The organism is Serratia sp. MMO-28, assembly GCF_037199905.1.
GTDB classification, from domain to species: Bacteria; Pseudomonadota; Gammaproteobacteria; order Enterobacterales; family Enterobacteriaceae; genus Chania; species Chania oryzae.
Genome location: NZ_JBBCVB010000003.1, coordinates 159,598 through 180,080, shown reverse-complemented (window position 1 = coordinate 180,080; position 20,483 = coordinate 159,598). Strand labels below are relative to the sequence as shown.

The following is a 20,483-nucleotide window of genomic DNA, read 5'->3' as shown; positions in this document are numbered from 1 at the left end:
ATTATGGTTGGTTCAGACAATCACTGGCGGTGTGGTGCAGATCTGGTAGTTAAAAATCTGCAAGCGCAGGGCGTGAAACAGGTGTTCGGTATTCCAGGGGCGAAAATCGATCGGGTATTTGATGCGTTGGAAGATGAACCATCGATTAAAACCGTGGTGGTGCGCCACGAAGCCAACGCGGCGTTTATGGCGGCGGCGGTCGGTCGCCTGACCGGCAAGGCAGGCGTGGCGCTGGTCACTTCCGGGCCGGGGAGTTCTAATCTGATCACCGGGCTGGCCACCGCCACTTCGGAGGGGGATGCGGTTGTCGCCTTGGGCGGGGCGGTGAAGCGTGCTGATAATCTTAAACAGACCCACCAGAGCATGGATACCGTCAGTATGTTCCGCCCGGTGACCAAATATTGTGCCGAGGTACATGCCGGTTCGGCTATTTCAGAAGTCATGGCCAATGCGTTTCGCAGCGCTGAATTTGGCCGCCCGGGGGCGGCGTTTATCAGCTTGCCGATGGATATCATTAATGAACCGGTCACGGCACCGGTGCTGGCCGGTGGGCGTTCCCCGCGCCTGGGAGCGGCGTTGGCTGAGGATATTCGCGCGGCGGTAACACTGATCCAGCAGGCGAAATGCCCGGTACTGTTGTTAGGGCTGCAAGCCAGCCGCCCGGAAAACAGCACCGCAGTGCGCCATCTGTTGCACCGCACGCATATGCCGGTGGTGGGGACTTATCAGGCGGCCGGGGTTATTGAGGTTAATCAGTTTTCGCGCTTTGCGGGCCGCGTCGGGTTATTCAACAATCAGCCTGCCGATCAACTGCTGCAAAAGGCCGATCTGGTCATCAGCGTGGGATATAGCCCGATCGAATACGATCCCTGCATGTGGAACAGCCAAAGGCGGCTGAAGTTGGTGCATATCGATGTGCAACCGGCAGAGATTGATAGCTGCTACCGCCCGGATGTGGAACTGGTGGGCAATATCAGCGCTACCGTTGATTTACTGACGGAGGGTTTCACTCATGCGCTCACGCTACCGACGGAGGTAGAACGGATCTTGGCCGATCTCAGCCTGCAACGTGCGGAATTGGCCGAACGCGCCGCGCGCCGTGGTGGCATGCCGATTCATCCGCTGCGCATCGTTAAGGAACTGCAGGAGATTGTCAGCGATGACGTAACGCTATGTGTGGATATGGGGAGCTTTCATATCTGGATCGCACGCTATCTGTACAGCTTCCGCGCCCGCCAACTGCTGATCTCGAATGGCCAGCAGACCATGGGGGTTGCCCTGCCGTGGGCCATCGGTGCGGCGCTGGTTCGGCCGGGCGACAAAGTGTTATCCATCTCTGGCGACGGGGGATTTATGCAGTCGAGCATGGAATTGGAAACAGCGGTGCGGCTGAAAGCCAATATTGTACATGTGATTTGGGTGGATAACGCTTACAACATGGTGGCCATGCAGGAGGTGAGCAAATATCAGCGCAAGTCTGGCGTCGAGTTTGGCCCGATTGATTTCAAAGCCTATGCTGAGGCGTGTGGTGCCGTAGGGTTTGCCGTGCAAACAGTGGAGGAATTGCGGCCGACGCTGCGTAAAGCGATGGCCATTCAGGGGCCGGTGGTGGTGGCGATCCCAGTGGATTATGCTGACAACTACAAACTGATGGCCCAAATGAACTTCAGCCAGATGATTTAACCCTGCCTTATTCCCTTGCCTCAGTATCTGCTGAGGCAAGCGGTCATAACTTCTGCTTTACATCCCTAACTGTTTGATTTATTGGTATCAGTGCAGCTAATTTTTAATACCTAAGGGATGGGACAATGCAGAAAAAGATCGTAAAAATGACGCTGGGCCTGTTGGCCCTGGCGGTAATGAGCAGCGCACAGGCCAACACGCTGGTTTTCTGTTCAGAGAGTTCGCCAGAAGGCTTCAACCCACAACTGTTTACCTCTGGCCCCACGGTGGATGCCAGCTCCGCCGCCATTTACAACCGGCTGGTGGATTTTAAGGTCGGGACTGTCGATCTGCAGCCGAGCCTGGCGGAGCGTTGGGAAGTGAGCGAAGACGGTAAGAATTACACCTTCTATCTGCGCAAGGGGGTAAAATTCCAGAGCAATAAATTCTTCACGCCGACCCGTGATTTTAACGCCGACGATGTGATCTTCTCCTTTATGCGCCAGAAAGACGCCAATAACCCTTACCACAAGGTGTCCAACGGTGCATATACCAACTTTGAGTCGATGGAGTTCGGTTCGCTGATCAATAACATCGTCAAGGTGGACGATCATACCGTGCGTTTTGAGCTTTCGCGTGCGGAAGCACCGTTTGTGGCCGATCTGGGCATGTATTTTGCCACCATCCTGTCGGCAGAGTACGCCGATGCGATGCTGAAAGCCGGCACGCCGCAGCGGGTGGATAACGATCCTATCGGTACCGGGCCGTTCCAGCTTCTGCAGTACCAGAAAGACGCCAAGATCCTCTATAAGGCGTTTGACCAGTATTGGGAAGGCAAGCCGAAGATCGATCGGCTGGTGTACTCCATCACGCCAGATGCGGCAGTGCGTTACGCTAAACTGCAAAAGAACGAGTGCCAGGTAATGCCGTTCCCGAATCCTGCTGATTTAGCGCGTATGCGCGAAGATAAAAATATTCAGGTGATGGAGAAATCGGGTCTGAACATCGGTTTTCTGGCCTTCAACACCCAGAAAAAACCGCTGGATAACGTGAAAGTACGCCAGGCATTGGCGATGGCGGTGAACCGGCCAGCGATTATCGAGGCGGTGTTCCACGGCGCGGGCCAGCAGGCGAAGAACCTGTTGCCGCCAACCCAGTGGGGCAACAATGCCAGCATTGAAGATTATGCCTATGCGCCAGAAAAGGCGAAGCAACTGCTGCAAGAGGCGGGGTTGGGAGAGGGCTTTGCCATCGATTTATGGGCGATGCCAGTGCAGCGCCCTTATAACCCGAACGCCAAACGGATGGCTGAGATGATCCAGGCGGATTGGGCCAAGATCGGCGTGCAGGCCAAGATTGTCACTTTCGAATGGGGTGAGTATCTGCAACGGGTGAAAAGCGGCGAGCACCAGACGGCGTTGATGGGCTGGACGACCGCCAATGGCGATCCGGATAACTTCTTCGGCCCGCTGTTTACCTGCACCTCCGCCAACGGCGGTTCAAACTCCGCCAAGTGGTGCTATAAGCCTTTTGATGAGCTGATCGCTAAAGCGCGTGAAGAAAACGATCATCAGAAACGTGTGGCAATGTATGAGCAGGCGCAGGTGATGATGCACGAGCAAATGCCCGCGCTGATGATCGCCCATTCCACCATTTTTGAGCCAGTGCGCAAAGAAGTGAAAGGTTACGAGATCGATCCGTTCGGCAAGCATATCTTCAAGCAGGTTTCGCTGGAGAAGTGATGGTGGTCTAAAAATCCGTTTGTCAGCAACCTCAGGGGCCCAGCCAGGGCCCCTGATGGCTTTCAAATCAATCGATATTACGTAACTGCCATTCCCCGGCGAGAATAGGGGCCAGCAAAAAGAAAGGCATCAGTTCGCGCCACTCGTGGTTTTTCACTACTGTTGCATATTGGCATAACCGGTTACCCTGTTTATCCACCACTTCCCACGGCTGCAACTCACCTTCTTCTTTCTGGCTGGCTATGCCCGCTAACTGATAACTGGCGTTACTGCCCACATGGAATTTGTCTGTCTGCCAGCGAATCGGCGCATGTGCTGGGAAAGGTTGAGCCTGGTGGAAACCGAAAAGATCGTCATGGCTAAGCAGGCTTTGCCTGACGGTGGGCCACAGATGCTGGCGCAGGAAGTATTGATCGACAAAACGGCGATGATTCACCTGCTGGCTCAGGTATTCGCGGGTCTGGTTGATGATCGAAGGCAGGTTGGGGTTGTGGCAGCCTCCCCACATCCCCGCCAGCAGCAGTTCCGTATGAGTAAAGTAATCGCGCATATGGTGATACCAGCAATCGCTTTGTAACCAGGTTTCCACCGCGGCTTGCTCTCGCTCGGAGAGCAATGAATCCGCATCGCGGATGAGATAGCGCTTGACGCTGGGATCGTCCAACACCAGAAAGCGCCACATCAGCGCTGGGATAGTCTGATGCACTTCCCCTGCCACTGTGATCACCTTGGCTCCTGCTTCGTGCAGGCGCTGCTGCACGTCCTGCGGCACACTATCGTCCAGATAGAAACGGCAATGCCAGTGAGGGAACAGTTCCTTGCTCACCTTGGCGTTCATGATGGCGCTTTCGCAGTAACGGACCTGTGAGCCAAACAGGGTGAACGCGATGGCGTTTTCTTCCGGGTTATGCGGATTAAATGCCGGGGGATGTGCTGCTGGCAGTGGGTAGACCGGGTTGCGAGCGAATTTCTGGTCACCTTGTTCCAGTGACATTAAACCAAAGCGTCGAACCTCATCCGGGCGGTTTAACCAGCCGCAGACCTCCGTCAAGCCATCGATCATGGTGGCGGGAAGTTGTTCCAGCGGTTGGCATTGTAACAGTTTTTTATAGATCTTGTAGGCCTTTTCATAGTCTTTGGTGCGCATTGAGCACAGCGCATAGCTGGAAAGCACATCGGTATTGTGGGGCACTAAGCGGAGCGTGGCTTCTGCAATCGCTTTGCCTGCGGCATAGTCATTGAGGGCGATGGCCTCGCGATACTGTTGTGCAAGAGCGTTAAGACGTTGTTCCTGAACAACATAAAGTGAAGAAGTGGGGCGGCTTTTCTGAAAAGGACGCATAAATAAGCTTGCCTCAAACGGATACATGATCTGAATGTGGGGGCCTGCGCTGGGCGATCCTTGCCCCCATTGTACTCTTGGTCAAAAAGCCAAAAGCACTATTCCATCCTGTTGAAAAACGCGAATTAATGAAGAATAGCCCGGTTGAGAGAGCCAACGGCTTAATATCTATTATCCACGTGGTAATTATATATAGCGCTGCAATCAGCGCATAATAATAACGATATCATGAGCGAGCGGGGAGTGCCATATTCGGAATGATTACGGGTAGTCCTGTGTGGATAGGCTTTGTATCATTGCCTGTCTGACTCGGTTTGTCGTGTGTAGTATCCTATTACTACCTATACCCGTCATACTTCAAGTTGCAGATGCGTTGGCTTTCCTCGCTTACCCCAGTCACTTACTTGAGTAAGCTCCTGGGGATTCTCTGCGTCGCCGCCTTCCTGCCACTCGAATTATTGAGGGTATATACGGATATTTCCACTTGTTTGCCGTTCGTTTACCAAATTGGGGGTATGGTTTATCGCATGAGCGGTGTGGGGGGGTAGCTAGCGAGGCTATCTTCTCAATGTTCGCTTAATATATTTTTTTAGGAATATTCTTGAAAATATATCTGTTGTCTTATTGTTCCTGCGTATACCTGTTCTTTTTCTGTTTTTAACTTGAGAATTTTCTTATAAATAAACCAATGAGTTACGGTTTTTTAAACGAATAATCAACATAATCTATTTTTTTTTCATTATCGTTCATGTATTATTCTTCTAAGAAAATCCTTAGCGATTTGTCTTTTAGGAATAATCTTACGATGCGGCTTCGTGAAATCTTATTTCTATTCTATTGCGGGAAAGTAGAATCATCCCTGATATGGATAATAATAATTGCGATAGCTCAGATTTAAATTAGTAAAATGTAAACCCTACTCATTTAGCATAGATGGAAAAAAGACGATAAATGGAATTTTAGTCACAGCTTACCACTCCTCTATAAGCGGTTGCTATCTGCTATCACACTGTATTTCATGGGGTTTAACCTCCTGGTGTTCATTGTCAGGAGGCGCGTGCATGGGTGTCGATGGGCTGGCTCTGGCCAGTAACCCGAGTGAGAGGCGGTTACTAATCCTCCTATAGTTTCAAGTATAAAGGGTATATGGACGGTAATATTAACAGGATTGTAAGATGAAAGTTTTATACTTGGGTGAAAAAAACATCGGAAGTTTAGGGATTATCCGCATCATTGAAACCAGTTATGCAGGGTCATCAATTATTCTAAAAGGTGTGGAAGAGTGCAGCCATAAGACATTATCAGAGCCTTATGATATCTGTATTATTGATGGTAAAAAGCTCGATACACAGCCGGTTGAGAATTTAAAAAAACTGATGCTGATGCCTGGCGTCCCTGTTCTTGTTTTGGCCAAAAAAGAGCAATCATTGCATAAATTCTTCAATCACTTGAGCAACGTACGTGGCGTTATTGAGTACGAAAGTGGTGTTGAGTTTTTCCTTAGTGCGATAAATATGGTTCTGGCCGGTGGATATTGCTATTCATGGGATATCTATAGCCTGAAGAATGACAATTCAGAACTCTTCAATGAAGAGTATTTTGAGTCAGTTGGTTTAACGCGCCGGGAGATGGAGATCCTGAAGATGTACCTTGATGGTGCAACGAATAAGGAAATCTCAATCAAACTGTCAAGAAGCCAAAAAACCATTAGTGCACACAAGTCTAATATACTGCGCAAAATTGGTACCAAGCGGTTGCCGATTAGTCCAGCGCATTAAGTCACTATTTGGCGGGTTCCAATACCTGCTTCTTGTATTGGAACGCCAAAAGCTTATAGAACGAAAATCCCCTTATCTTAGTCGGTCGCTGTTTTGTCATGCGCATGTGAGGGAGGAAGACGAGGATTCTATCCTGTCTTATTATATTCATTGTATTTTTCTCTGTTTAAAAAATAGTCAATCGATGGTGGTAACCCCCGTTTTGAGCGATCAGCCGTGTTCACATTTAAGGCCATTTCTGGTGAAGTTCTCCGCTGTGATTGAACTTTCCGCACAGCGAATGCTTTCGCTTTGAGCTGGCTTTCAACAACCAAAGTCTACCTCTTTGATTAATCTTGATGATCGGTTTTAATACAGATCTGTACTATTTTGTCTCATTTTTCTCTCTTTGTTAAAAATAATTAATTAGAAGGATTTAGCGATTTTATGCATTTTTATCTTAGTTAGAATAATCTTAAAAATAGTATGAAAATCCTAGTCATAGGAATGGATTATTTATTTAATCCTAGGATTATTTTTTCTTATTTTATTGTGCATTACCTTGTGTTTTTATCATAAAAACTCAATAAAAACATTGAATTAAATTATTTTATTTATCTTTTTTTCTTATTTTTACTTAGCGTGTTTTTTGTGTGCATTTATAGCCTGGTTAGGGGCCTAATGTGAGTAAAAAATTGGTGATAAGATGTTCGATGATTAACTCGTATGACAATGCGAGGATATGTTGATATCAGGGAATGTAATTGAATTTTAATCGGAACTACGTCTGGAGTTATGACTTACATGGATAAAACAATAGTTCTGGCTGTTAACAGCGGAGAAGGAAAAACCCGGCTGTTGACGGCGAACGCAAACAAGGCTGTTAAAGTTAAGCTGATTCACGGTAATAAATACCTGCTGAAAAATCTGGGTAACGATTTTGCACCAGAAAATATTACCTTGGCACGTGTAGGCAAAGCGCTACACATCATCCAGGAAGGAGACACCAAAGCCAGTATCATTATTGAAGATTACTTCAATGGTGATGCCAACAATCCGGTACTGCTGGGCATGGCTGAAGATGGGCAATTGTATGCCTATGTTCCGTTGTCAGGTGAAGGCTACGAACATGGCTATCTTACCAGCGAAGGTGAGTTGTCACCTGCTGCTTTAGGTGGCCCCGCATTAGGCAGCGGCAACGGTATATTTACTTCCTCAGATGACAACAACGACGCCTTGTTTGGCCTGCTCGGTTGGGTGGCTGCGGCAACCGCCATCGGTGCCGGTGCTGCTATTGCCTATCATAACCGCAGTAATGACGATAACCACACCGACAATACCCCACCGGCAACACCGGCTATCGGCCAGGCGTTGGACCAGACCGGCCCGATTACCGGGGCCATTCAAAACGGCAGCGTCACCGATGAAACCCGCCCGGTTCTGAGTGGCAAGGGGGAACCCGGCGATCTCATCACGGTGTATGACAACGGCCAAACTATTGGCAGCGTGGTGGTTGACGGCAACGGCAACTGGACATTTACCCCTGATACAGCACTGGGTGAAGGTTCGCACCAGTTGGTGATCACCGAAACCGATCCGGCGGGTAATGTCAGCTCTCCTTCCGATTCCCTGAATTTTAACGTCGATACCACGCCTCCAGATGCGCCGGGCCTCCAGCATGTTATGGATAAAGTGGGGGACACCGTGGGTGAAATTAAAGCCGGTGGTGTCACCGACGATCCGCGTCCTGAACTGAGCGGCAGCGGTGAAGCGGGCAGCAAGGTCACCATTTATGACAATGGCACCGTGATTGGTGAAACCGAGGTCAATGAAGATGGCCGCTGGTTCTTCAAGCCTGACACGGACCTGACCGACGGCAGCCACAACCTGACGGTTTCCCAGACCGATCCCGCAGGCAACCAGAGCGAGCAGTCTGGCGGCTGGAACTTTACGGTCGATACTCAGGCTCCTTCCCAGCAGCAAATCGGCAGCATCATTGACAATACGGGCAGCGTGACCGGTCCGTTGACCAACGGCAGCATCACCGATGAAAAAAACCCGGAACTGAATGGGGTTGGTGAGCCGGGCAACGTCATTATCATCAAGGATAATGGGAAAGAAGTGGGTTCGACGATCGTTGACGACCAAGGCAACTGGAGCTACGTCATCGATGAGACGCTTGAAGAGGGCAGCCATCAACTGGTGGTAACCGAGGTTGATCAGGCGGGTAACGTGGGCACTCCATCCAACCCGATTGAGATCGTGGTCGATACCACGGCGCCGGACAAACCGGTGCTGGGCGTAGCCATTGACGACGTAGGGGAGATCCGCGGTCCGTTGACCAGCGGCAGCGTAACCGACGACGCTAATCCAACCCTCACCGGCACGGCCGAGCCGGGCAGCATCGTCAAAATTTATGACAACGATCAACTGTTGGGGTCGGTTGCGGTCGACAACAACGGGGCTTGGAGCTTTACCCCAACCGAGCCACTGCCGGAAGGCGCACACAATATTACCACCACGGCAACGGACAAGGCGGGCAACACCAGCGATCCGTCCGACGTGTTTGAACTGACCACCGACTACACCCCATCACCAATGGATCCTGAGCACCTGGCGATTACGGCAGTGGAAGATCGCGTGGGTGACCGCCAAGGCACCGTGGATAGCGGGGCGATCACCGATGACAGCCAACCGCTGATCAGCGGTATCGGCACGGCCGGTGATACCATTTTTGTCTACACCACCGATACGGCTGGCCAGCACCTGATTGGCAGCACCGTGGTGCAGCAGGATGGCACCTGGAGCATGACGCCTGAACTGCCGCTGCTGGAAGGCAATAATCAGTTGGCGATCCGGGCACAGGATCCGGCGGGCAACCGTACCGATCTGTCGAGCCCAAGCTATGACATTACCCTGTTTGTTCCTGTGTCGTCTGAACCGGCCATCACCAGCGTGGTGGATAACGCCGATCCGCACGTGGGGCCGCTGCAGAAGGGCGATGTTACCAATGACAACACCCCGACCCTGAACGGCACCGCCGAAGCGGGCCGTATCGTGACGGTACGTGACAACGGCCAGGTGATCGGTTCGGTCACTGCCGATGCCAACGGCAAGTGGAGCTTCACGCCAGAAACGGCGCTGAAAGACGGCAGCCACAACCTGAGCGTCACCGCCACCGACGCGGCGGGCAACGTCAGCGCGCCAAGCGGCAGCTTCGGGATCGTGATTGATACTACGGCCCCGGCTGCACCGGGTGAAATCACCATCATCGACAACGTGGGTGAGAAGACCGGCGAAGTGAAGCCGGGCGAGACCACCGACGATCGTTCACCGACCCTGACCGGCAAAGGCGAGCCGGGCGACACCGTGACGGTGATCGACAACGGCAACGTGATCGGCAGCACCGTGATCGACGAGAACGGCAACTGGACGTTTACCCCGAGTGAACCGCTGGATAACGGCGATCATACCCTGAGCACCACCGTGACGGATCCGGCAGGCAACGTGAGCGAGCCGAGCCCGGGCGTGAACATCGTGGTGGACGACACCCCGGTGCTGGTCCAGTTGGGTTCAGTGACCGACAACGTAGGGCCGAACACCGGTACGCTGCAGCCGGGTGATGTGACGGACGATGCCCGTCCAGAACTGAACGGCAGCGGCAAGCCGGGCAGCGTGGTGACCGTGAAAGACGGTGACACCGTGCTGGGCAGCACCACCGTGAACCCGGACGACAGCTGGAGCTTTACGCCAGAAACCGACCTGGGCGACGGCAACCACAGCCTGACCGTGACCGCGGAAGATGCGGCGGGCAACAGCGTGACCTCCCCGGCGTTTGAGCTGAAGGTGGACACCGAAGCCCCGGCCCAACCGGTGATTGGCGGTGCGATTGACGACGTGGGCGACATCCGCGGGCCATTGACCAGCGGCAGCGTAACCGACGACAGCACCCCGACCTTCAATGGTTCGGCCGAACCGGGCAGTGTCATCAAGGTGTACGACGACGGCAAACTGTTGGGCTCGGTCACGACCGACAACAGCGGCTCGTGGAGCTTTACCCCGACCACGCCACTGCCGGAAGGTGCGCACAATATCACCACCACGGCAACGGACAAGGCGGGCAACACCAGTGCACCGTCAGACGTGTTTGAACTGACCACTGACTACACAGCCTCACCGACCGGGCCAGAGTTCCTGGCGATCACCGGTGTGGAAGACCGTGTGGGCAGCGAGCAGGGCATGATCGCGTCCGGTGGGATCACCGACGACAGCCAACCGCTGATCAGCGGTATCGGCACGATCGGTGACACCATTCTGGTGTATACCACCGACATGGCTGGCAACCACCTTATTGGCAGTGCAACGGTACAAGCTGATGGCACTTGGTCACTGACGCCAACCACGCCACTGCTGGAAGGCAACAACCAGTTGACCATCGTGGCAGTGGACGCAGCAGGCAACAAGACCCAGCCAAGTACCCCGTCATACGATCTCAACATCGACATCACTGGGCCGACACAGCCGGCGATCACCAGCGTGGTGGACAACGCTGAGCCACACGTGGGGCCACTGCAGAAGGGCGATGTCACCAACGACAATACCCCGACCCTGAACGGTAATGCCGAAGCGAATAGCACCGTCACCATTTCTGACAACGGCCAGGTGATCGGTTCGGTCACTGCCGATGCCAACGGCAAGTGGAGCTTCACGCCAGAAACGGCGCTGAAAGACGGCAGCCACAACCTGAGCGTCACCGCCACCGACGCGGCGGGCAACGTCAGCGCGCCAAGCGGCAGCTTCGGGATCTTGATTGATACTACGGCCCCGGTTGCACCGGGTGAAATCACCATCATCGACAACGTGGGTGAGAAGACCGGCGAAGTGAAGCCGGGCGAGACCACCGACGATCGTTCACCGACCCTGACCGGCAAAGGCGAGCCGGGCGACACCGTGACGGTGATCGACAACGGTAACGTGATCGGCAGCACCGTGATCGACGAGAACGGCAACTGGACGTTTACCCCGAGTGAACCGCTGGATAACGGCGATCATACCCTGAGCACCACCGTGACGGATCCGGCAGGCAACGTGAGCGAGCCGAGCCCGGGCGTGAGCATCGTGGTGGACGACACCCCGGTGCTGGTCCAGTTGGGTTCCGTGACCGACAACGTAGGGCCGAACACCGGTACGCTGCAGCCGGGTGATGTGACGGACGATGCCCGTCCGGAACTGAACGGCAGCGGCAAGCCGGGCAGCGTGGTGACCGTGAAAGACGGTGACACCGTGCTGGGCAGCACCACCGTGAACCCGGACGGCAGCTGGAGCTTTACGCCAGAAACCGACCTGGGCGACGGCAACCACAGCCTGACCGTGACCGCGGAAGATGCGGCGGGCAACAGCGTGACCTCCCCGGCGTTTGAGCTGAAGGTGGACACCGAGGCCCCGGCTCAGCCGGTGATTGGCGGTGCGATTGACGACGTGGGCGACATCCGCGGGCCATTGACCAGCGGCAGCGTAACCGACGACAGCACCCCGACCTTCAATGGTTCGGCCGAACCGGGCAGTGTCATCAAGGTGTACGACGACGGCAAACTGTTGGGCTCGGTCACGACCGACAACAGCGGCTCGTGGAGCTTTACCCCGACCACGCCACTGCCGGAAGGCGAGCACCGCTTTACGGTCACGGCGACGGACAAGGCAGGCAACGTCAGCGATCCATCGAACACCTTTACCCTGACCCTGGACTTCACGCCACCGGATGCCAGTAAAGTGGTCATCACCGGCGTGGACGATCAGGTCGGTGAGCAGAAGGGCAACGTGGTTGCCGGTGGAACCACCGACGACAACCGCCCGACCATCAAGGGCACCGGGGCGGAAGCCGGTAACACCATTACGGTGTACAACGGTTCTACCGTGATCGGCACCGCGCTAGTACAGGCGGACGGCACCTGGTCACTGAAGCCGACCCTGCCACTGGCCGACGGCCTGGCGACGCTGACCGCGAAGGAAAGCGATCAGGTGGGCAATACCACCGTGGCATCGCCGGAGTACGCGATCACCGTGGTTACCGTACCACCGCAGGCACCGACCATCACCAGCGTGGAAGACAATGTCGAACCGCACACCGGTGCCTTGCAGAAAGGGGATATCACCAACGACAACACCCCGACCCTGAAGGGCTCGGCGTTGCCGGGCGGCACCGTGACGGTGTACGACAACGGCACCGCGATCGGCAGCGTCAAGGCGGACAACAACGGCGCGTGGAGCTTTACGCCATCCACCCCACTGGGTGAAGGCAACCACAGCCTGACGGCGTCGGTCACCGACAGCATTGGCCAGGTCAGCCCGACCACCGGTGGCTTCGGTATCGTGGTCGACACGCTGCCACCGGCACCGGTCACCGGTCTGGTGGTCACCGATGACTACGGCAACGTGCAGGGGCCATTGACGGCGGGCAGCGTGACCGATGACAACACGCCAACCTTCAGCGGCAAGGCGGAAGCGGGCAGCGTGGTCAACGTGCTGGATAACGGCAAGGTGATCGGCAGCACCACGGTCGACAGCAACGGCAACTGGAGCTTTACGCCAAGCACGCCGCTGGACAATGGTGCGCACGACTTCACCACCACGGTCACCGATAAAGCCGGTAACACCAGCGCCGAAGGGCAACACCTGGCGGTGACGGTGGATGCCGTACCGGGTCAGGTACAGTTGACCGGGCTGGCGGATGACGTGGGCGATATCCAGGGCGCTATCGCGCAGAACGGCGTGACGGACGACACCCGTCCGACGCTGAGCGGCACGGCGAAAGCCAATAGCGTGGTAACGGTCAGCGACGGCGACACCGTATTGGGAAGCACCACGGCGAAAGCCGACGGTACCTGGAGCTTTACACCGGCAGTCGATCTGGGCCAGGGCGCACACAGCCTGAGCGCCAGTGCCAAAGATCCGGCAGGCAGCATCAGCAACAGCGGCAACTGGGCATTTACGGTTGATTCGGTAGCGCCGAACGCACCGTTTATCGACTCGGCGGCGGATGATGTGGGCAGCGTGCAGCCACAGAACATGACCAGCGGCAGTGCGACGGACGATCCGACGCCAACGCTGTCGGGCCGTGCGGAAGCCAACAGCATCGTCAAGGTCTATGACCAGAACGGGTTGCTGGGCTCGGCGCAGACCGACGCCAGCGGCCAGTGGAGCTTTACCCCGACCAGCAAGCTGGCGGAAGGCGAGCACCGCTTTACGGTCACGGCGACGGACAAGGCAGGCAACGTCAGCGATCCATCGAACACCTTTACCCTGATCCTGGACTTCACGCCACCGGATGCCAGTAAAGTGGTCATCACCGGCGTGGACGATCAGGTCGGTGAGCAGAAGGGCAACGTGGTTGCCGGTGGAACCACCGACGACAACCGCCCGACCATCAAGGGCACCGGGGCGGAAGCCGGTAACACCATTACGGTGTACAACGGTTCTACCGTGATCGGCACCGCGCTAGTACAGGCGGACGGCACCTGGTCACTGAAGCCGACCCTGCCACTGGCCGACGGCCTGGCGACGCTGACCGCGAAGGAAAGCGATCAGGTGGGCAATACCACCGTGGCATCGCCGGAGTACGCGATCACCGTGGTTACCGTACCACCGCAGGCGCCGACCATCACCAGCGTGGAAGACAATGTCGAACCGCACACCGGTGCCTTGCAGAAAGGGGATATCACCAACGACAACACCCCGACCCTGAAGGGCTCGGCGTTGCCGGGTGGCACCGTGACGGTGTACGACAACGGCACCGCGATCGGCAGCGTCAAGGCGGACAACAACGGCGCGTGGAGCTTTACGCCATCCACCCCACTGGGTGAAGGCAACCACAGCCTGACGGCGTCGGTCACCGACAGCATCGGCCAGGTCAGCCCGACCACCGGCGGCTTCGGTATCGTGGTCGACACGCTGCCACCGGCACCGGTCACCGGTCTGGTGGTCACCGATGACTACGGCAACGTGCAGGGGCCATTGACGGCAGGCAGCGTGACCGATGACAACACGCCAACCTTCAGCGGCAAGGCGGAAGCGGGCAGCGTGGTCAACGTGCTGGATAACGGCAAGGTGATCGGCAGCACCACGGTCGACAGCAACGGCAACTGGAGCTTTACGCCAAGCACGCCGCTGGACAACGGTGCGCACGACTTTACCACCACGGTCACCGATAAAGCCGGTAACACCAGCGCCGAAGGGCAGCACCTGGCGGTGACGGTAGATGCCGTACCGGGTCAGGTACAGTTGACCGGGCTGGCGGATGACGTGGGGGATATCCAGGGCGCTATCGCGCAGAACGGCGTGACGGACGACACCCGTCCGACGCTGAGCGGCACGGCGAAAGCCAATAGCGTGGTAACGGTCAGCGACGGCGACACCGTATTGGGAAGCACCACGGCGAAAGCCGACGGTACCTGGAGCTTTACACCGGCAGTCGATCTGGGCCAGGGCGCACACAGCCTGAGCGCCAGTGCCAAAGATCCGGCAGGCAGCATCAGCAACAGCGGCAACTGGGCATTTACGGTTGATTCGGTAGCGCCGAACGCACCGTTTATCGACTCGGCGGCGGATGATGTGGGCAGCGTGCAGCCACAGAACATGACCAGCGGCAGTGCGACGGACGATCCGACGCCAACGCTGTCGGGCCGTGCGGAAGCCAACAGCATCGTCAAGGTCTATGACCAGAACGGGTTGCTGGGCTCGGCACAGACCGATGCCAGCGGCCAGTGGAGCTTTACCCCGACCAGCAAGCTGGCGGAAGGCGAGCACCGCTTTACGGTCACGGCGACGGACAAGGCAGGCAACGTCAGCGATCCATCGAACACCTTTACCCTGACCCTGGACTTCACGCCACCGGATGCCAGTAAAATTGCCATCACGGGTGTGACGGATAACGTGGGCAGCGTGACCGGGCCGGTTGACCAGGGTGGTATTCTGGATGACCGCAAGCCGGTGATTAAAGGAACCGGGGCTGAAGCGGGGGATACCATTACGGTTTCTACCACCGATGCGGATGGCAACACTAAAGTTCTTGGCACGACAACCGTGGGCAGCGATGGCACATGGGAATTGACGTCAAGCGGATCACTGTACGATGGCTTGAACAAACTGACCGTGGTCGAAACCGACAAGGTGGGTAATACCGCCAAGCCGGATAGCAGCTACAATGTCACCCTGTCGTTGACGCCGGGCGCACCGACTATTGACAGTATTGTCGATGACAGCGGGGCGACGCATGTCACCCTCGCAGAAGGTGCCTTGACGAAGGACAATACGCCGACGTTGAGCGGGACTTCGTCGGTCGCTGAAGGTGACACCATTACCATTTACAATGGTAATACCGTGGTTGGTACGACTACGGCTGGCCCGGGGGGTAACTGGAGCTTTACGCCAACCACCAAACTGCCTGATGGTGCTTACAGCTTCAGCGTGACGGGAACCAACAGCGCTGGCCAAGAGAGTGCACACAGTGGCTCTCAAACGATCACTATCGACGCCACGCCACCGAACCCGGTATCGGGCCTGACAGTCAACGATGATGTAGGGTCTGTACAAGGGCCATTGGCCAACGGCGCCGTGAGTGATGACAATACGCCAACCTTCAAAGGCAATGCGGAAACCGGCAGCACGGTCACTATCTATGCCAATGGGGATGCGATTGGCAGCGTAACGGTCACCAGCCCAGACGGTAGCTGGGTCTATACACCAACGACAGCGTTGCCGGATGGTAATTACCAGTTCGCCACGGAAGTGACGGATAAAGCAGGCAACAGCAGCGGTAAAGTAGAGGGTATTGCGATCACTGTTGATACGGTGCCAGGCGATCTGAAACTGCTGCAAGTCGTCGACAACGTTGAGCCTGATGGTGGTTCACGTCTGTTGAACAATGGCGATGTAACTAACGACAGCACGCCAACGTTTGTCGGTACCGCGACGGCAGGCAGTATTATTACCCTCAAAGAGGGTGCCAGTACGGTGCTGGGTAGCGTGAAGGTTGACGCATCTGGCAACTGGACCTTCGAACCGAGCACGGTGTTGAGCGAAGGTGTCCATAACTTCGTGGTCAGCGGTGTTGATGCCGGAGGTAATCCGTTAACGCCGATTAACTTCAGCTTGACCATTGACACTGTGGCACCTGGGGCACCGAATATTACGGATGTGGTGGACAATACGCTGCCGGTACTGGGTACCGTGCTCAGCGGTCACGCGACTAACGACACGACGCCTGAAATCAAAGGCACGGCGGAAAAAGACAGCACCGTTCAGATTTATAATCAGATCGATGCGACCAACCGTGTTCTGCTGGGGACGGCGCTGGCTGATACCAATGGTCAGTGGGTGTTGATACTGACTGATGACAAGGCGTTAACCGATGGCAGCTACACGCTGGTTGCAGTGGCTACCGATAAGGCGGGTAACGTGGGTGCGGCCAGTGCACCATGGACCATCATTATTGATACGGCGATTTCGGATGCCACTATCGCGATCACGTCGATCAGTGATGACCTGGGGGTTAGCGATACTGACTTTAACACCAGCGATAACACGCTGTTGATTAACGGTACGCTGAACAAGGCGCTGCAGGCGGATGAGTGGGTTGAAGTCAGCGTGGACGGTGGCAAAACCTGGACCAAGGCTGCCAGCACCACCGCCAGCACCTGGACGGTGGATCTGCAGAGCCAACCGTTGGATTCGGGTAACTACACCATCGACGCACGAGTGGTCGATCAGGCAGGTAATATCGGTAGCACCGATTCGCATGCACTGACCATCGCGACCGGTGGACCGAACCTGAATGGCCTCACCACTACCACGGGTATCACGACCGATACCAGTAATGGTCTGGTGAGTGGTGATCTGTTCAGCCACAGTGCGACGGCTACCAACAACGATATGGTCACCCGTGACCGTACCGTGACGTTGAACGGTAATCTGAGTGCTGCACTGCAGGCTAACCAGTATCTGCAGATCTCGCTGGATAATGGCACCACCTGGAAAACGCTGCTGTCTCAGAGCGGAAGCCAGTGGAATTACACGTTGGATGCGGTTACGCAGAGCACCACGGTGGATTACCAACTGCGGGTGATTGATTCTGCCGGTAACCTGGGGACTAACACCCACTTTGCCAACAGCTATCAGGTGGTGATCGATCTGGAAGCACCAGATGCCATCCTGGGGGCACCAAACGTGCCGCAAATTGTGGATAACACCACCACATTTGTCTTCAACAGCAGCCAATATGGCAAGGTTGAAGCCGGGGCGATTGTGTCATTGGTGAGTGACGTGAACCGTAATGGGACCTACCAGGAAGGGCTGGATCAGGTTATCGGCTTTGCCAAAGCTAACGCGGACGGCACTTGGGCACTGAGCACCACGCTGCCATCTGGCGCGCACAACATCGCGTTTATGGTATGGGATGATGCGGGTAACCGTTCGGCCATGAGCTCATCAACCAGCATCGGGGTCACCGATGGTGGCGGCAGTACGCTGATTGAGCAGAAGTGGGGCGGTACAACCGATGCAGAAGGCTATGGCTTGAACGCCGCGGCGGTGACCATCAGCCAAGACGGATTGTGGTCGTTCTTCCAGAGCGTGCGTGGAACCTCCGGGACCACGACGGCGAACGCCGGGCGTGTTTACAACGCCACATCGCAGGAGGATTACACCTCGACCTACCTGGCGCAGCCATCAACCACTAACGGGGCGGGCTATAACGTTAACGATGCGGGTTATGGTCGCTTTATCAACTCGGCCACTTTCGCGGATATCAACCGCGATGGCTTGACCGATGTGATGTCGCAGGTCAGCTCGTACGGTAACGCTAACCGGACGGCCTACTGGATGCAGAATGCCGACGGCAGCTACACGCCGCAGGCGCTGAACCAGGGCACACTGAACCACCTGGGTGGGGTGATCGCCTATGACCGTGAGGGTGATGGCTATCTGGACTTCGTATTGGCTGACTCAGAGTCGGACTCCATTTCGTTTATCAAGAACGTCAATGGGGTACTGACCTATGAGCAAGCTTCCGGTTTCGCTGCCGGGCACCCGGGCGGGGCTATTCCTTCCGCGCTGAGTGTGTTGCACGAAGTGGGGGCGGTGGATATCGACAACAATGGTACGGTGGATATCACCGCGCATATCGATTACAACGGTGCGGGAACCTACGCTGGTAACGGCTCACGTGGCCTGGGGATTATCTACAACCAGACCAATGGCACCACCTCGACCACCTTTGGTCAGGTGGGGTATTACGCCAACGTGTTCCGCAGCGACGGTGCGACCGACTACGGTAACCTGTCGATTTCCATGACCTATGCCGACTACAACGGTGATGGTTGGCTGGATCTGTTCCTGAGCCGTGGGGCGAAAAATGCGGTGGATGGTAACGAAAGCCGCATTTACCTGAACGACGGTACCGGCAAGTTGATGGCCACCGATGCGCAGGCGCTGTGGTTCGGTGACAGCCTGGATGGCGGCACCTCGCTGGCGGTGGACTGGAACCACGATGGCAAGATGGACATCATTGAAGTACCACGTTCCGGTGTGACCGGTAGCCCGGTGTTGTACCTGAATCAGGGCAACAACGTGTGGGGGACCAATGCGGTCAGCCTGACCAGCCAGACTTACAACAACCTGACGGGTGCGGTAGCGCTGGATTACGACTGGGACGGTTCGATGGACCTGGTGCTGTACCGCTCCGGAGCTGATGCTGCGGTGGTGTCTGGCGATGCAGCTGCGCCAACGCTGTTGGTGAAAAACACCAACATCGCGGCAGACGGTACCAGCCTGCAGATCCGTATTGTTGACGGCAACGGCATCAATACCTTCTACAGCAACACCGTCAAGCTGTATGACTCGCACGGTAACCTAGTGGCGACGCAGTTGATTAACCCGCAGGCGTCCGGCTCCAGCAACAGTATGGGCCTGGTGAGCTTCTTCGGGTTGAACCCGGATGAAGTGTATTCGGTACAACTGTTGCGCATCACCAACGGTGCGGCCAACCACGTCGGGGCTTTTGCCGGTGAACAGGGTGGCAACATCAACACCACGGTGAATGAAAACTGGGGTGGGTTGACCACCGGTAAGGCGCATGATGCTTATGTGCTGACGGCGGAGAACACCAATGATGTCAACAATACTATCGGTGCCAGCGGTATTACCGGCACCGGGTATAACGACACCTTCTTCAGTTCGGCGGGTGACGATACCTACACCGGTGGTGGCGGCTGGAACCAGGTGGTGAGCGGTCAGGCGGTCTGGAGTGCTACGGCAGGGATGGACATCGTCGATTACAGCCGTGCACCGGGCGCCGTTATGGCCAACCTGTGGACGGGCACTGCAACGGGCCATGGCAACGACAAGCTGGTGAGTATCGAAGGCTTGATCGGTAGCAATCAGGGTGACACCTTCACCGATAACTCGGCGAACAACCTGTTTGAAGGCCGCGGTGGTAATGACACGTTCTACCTGATGAACGGTGGCAACGACACCCTGATGTATAAGGTGTTGGCGGGTCTGGAGAGTGACGGGACGGGGGGTAACGGTCACGACACGGTCCATGGCTTCAAGGTTGGCAACGTGGTGACTGACAGTGACGCCGATCTGATCGACCTGAGCGATCTGCTGGATTATAACGGCCCGATCTCCTTCTTCCAGGATGATGGCAAGATGGAGCTGGACTACTCTTCCCAGGGTATTCTCAAATACCTGAAGGTTGAGACTTCTGGCAACGATACGGTGATCAGTATCGACCGTGATGGTCAGGGCGGGCAGTACGCCTTTACCAACGTAGTGACGTTGGCGAATGTGCATACCGATCTGGAAACGTTATTGCAGAATAACCAAATCATTGTTTAACCGGTAACGGAACCCGCAGTGTAAAAGCTGCGGGTTCTATTTGTCGTTATCTTATTATCGGGTAAACATTTTTTGGCTATTTCCTCC

Annotated in this window: 5 protein-coding genes; 4 read left to right on the top strand and 1 reads right to left on the bottom strand. The window is 55.7% G+C overall.

Annotated elements, in window-relative coordinates; genetic code table 11:
* The first annotated feature begins 3 nt into the window (after positions 1-3).
* Positions 4-1,683, top strand: a complete 1,680-nt coding sequence (alsS, locus tag WG891_RS03850; protein WP_337263507.1) for an acetolactate synthase AlsS — start codon at positions 4-6, stop codon at positions 1,681-1,683.
* 125 nt (positions 1,684-1,808) lie between these two features.
* Complete coding sequence (locus WG891_RS03845) at positions 1,809-3,404, top strand: ABC transporter substrate-binding protein (RefSeq protein ID WP_337263508.1); 1,596 nt, start codon at positions 1,809-1,811, stop codon at positions 3,402-3,404.
* Positions 3,405-3,471: 67 nt separating this feature from the next.
* On the opposite strand, the gene WG891_RS03840 is transcribed toward WG891_RS03845, so the two are convergent.
* Positions 3,472-4,746 (bottom strand): tetratricopeptide repeat protein, encoded by a 1,275-nt coding sequence (locus tag WG891_RS03840; protein ID WP_337263509.1) that lies wholly within the window; start codon positions 4,744-4,746, stop codon positions 3,472-3,474.
* A gap of 1,175 nt (positions 4,747-5,921) precedes the next feature.
* Here WG891_RS03840 and WG891_RS03835 point away from each other — a divergent pair.
* The gene (locus WG891_RS03835; RefSeq protein WP_337263510.1) at positions 5,922-6,524 is read left to right on the top strand and encodes a helix-turn-helix transcriptional regulator; all 603 of its coding nucleotides are present in this window, start codon (positions 5,922-5,924) and stop codon (positions 6,522-6,524) included.
* Positions 6,525-7,307: 783 nt separating this feature from the next.
* Positions 7,308-20,396, top strand: a complete 13,089-nt coding sequence (locus tag WG891_RS03830) for an Ig-like domain-containing protein (RefSeq protein WP_337274575.1) — start codon at positions 7,308-7,310, stop codon at positions 20,394-20,396.
* The last annotated feature ends 87 nt before the right edge of the window (positions 20,397-20,483 follow it).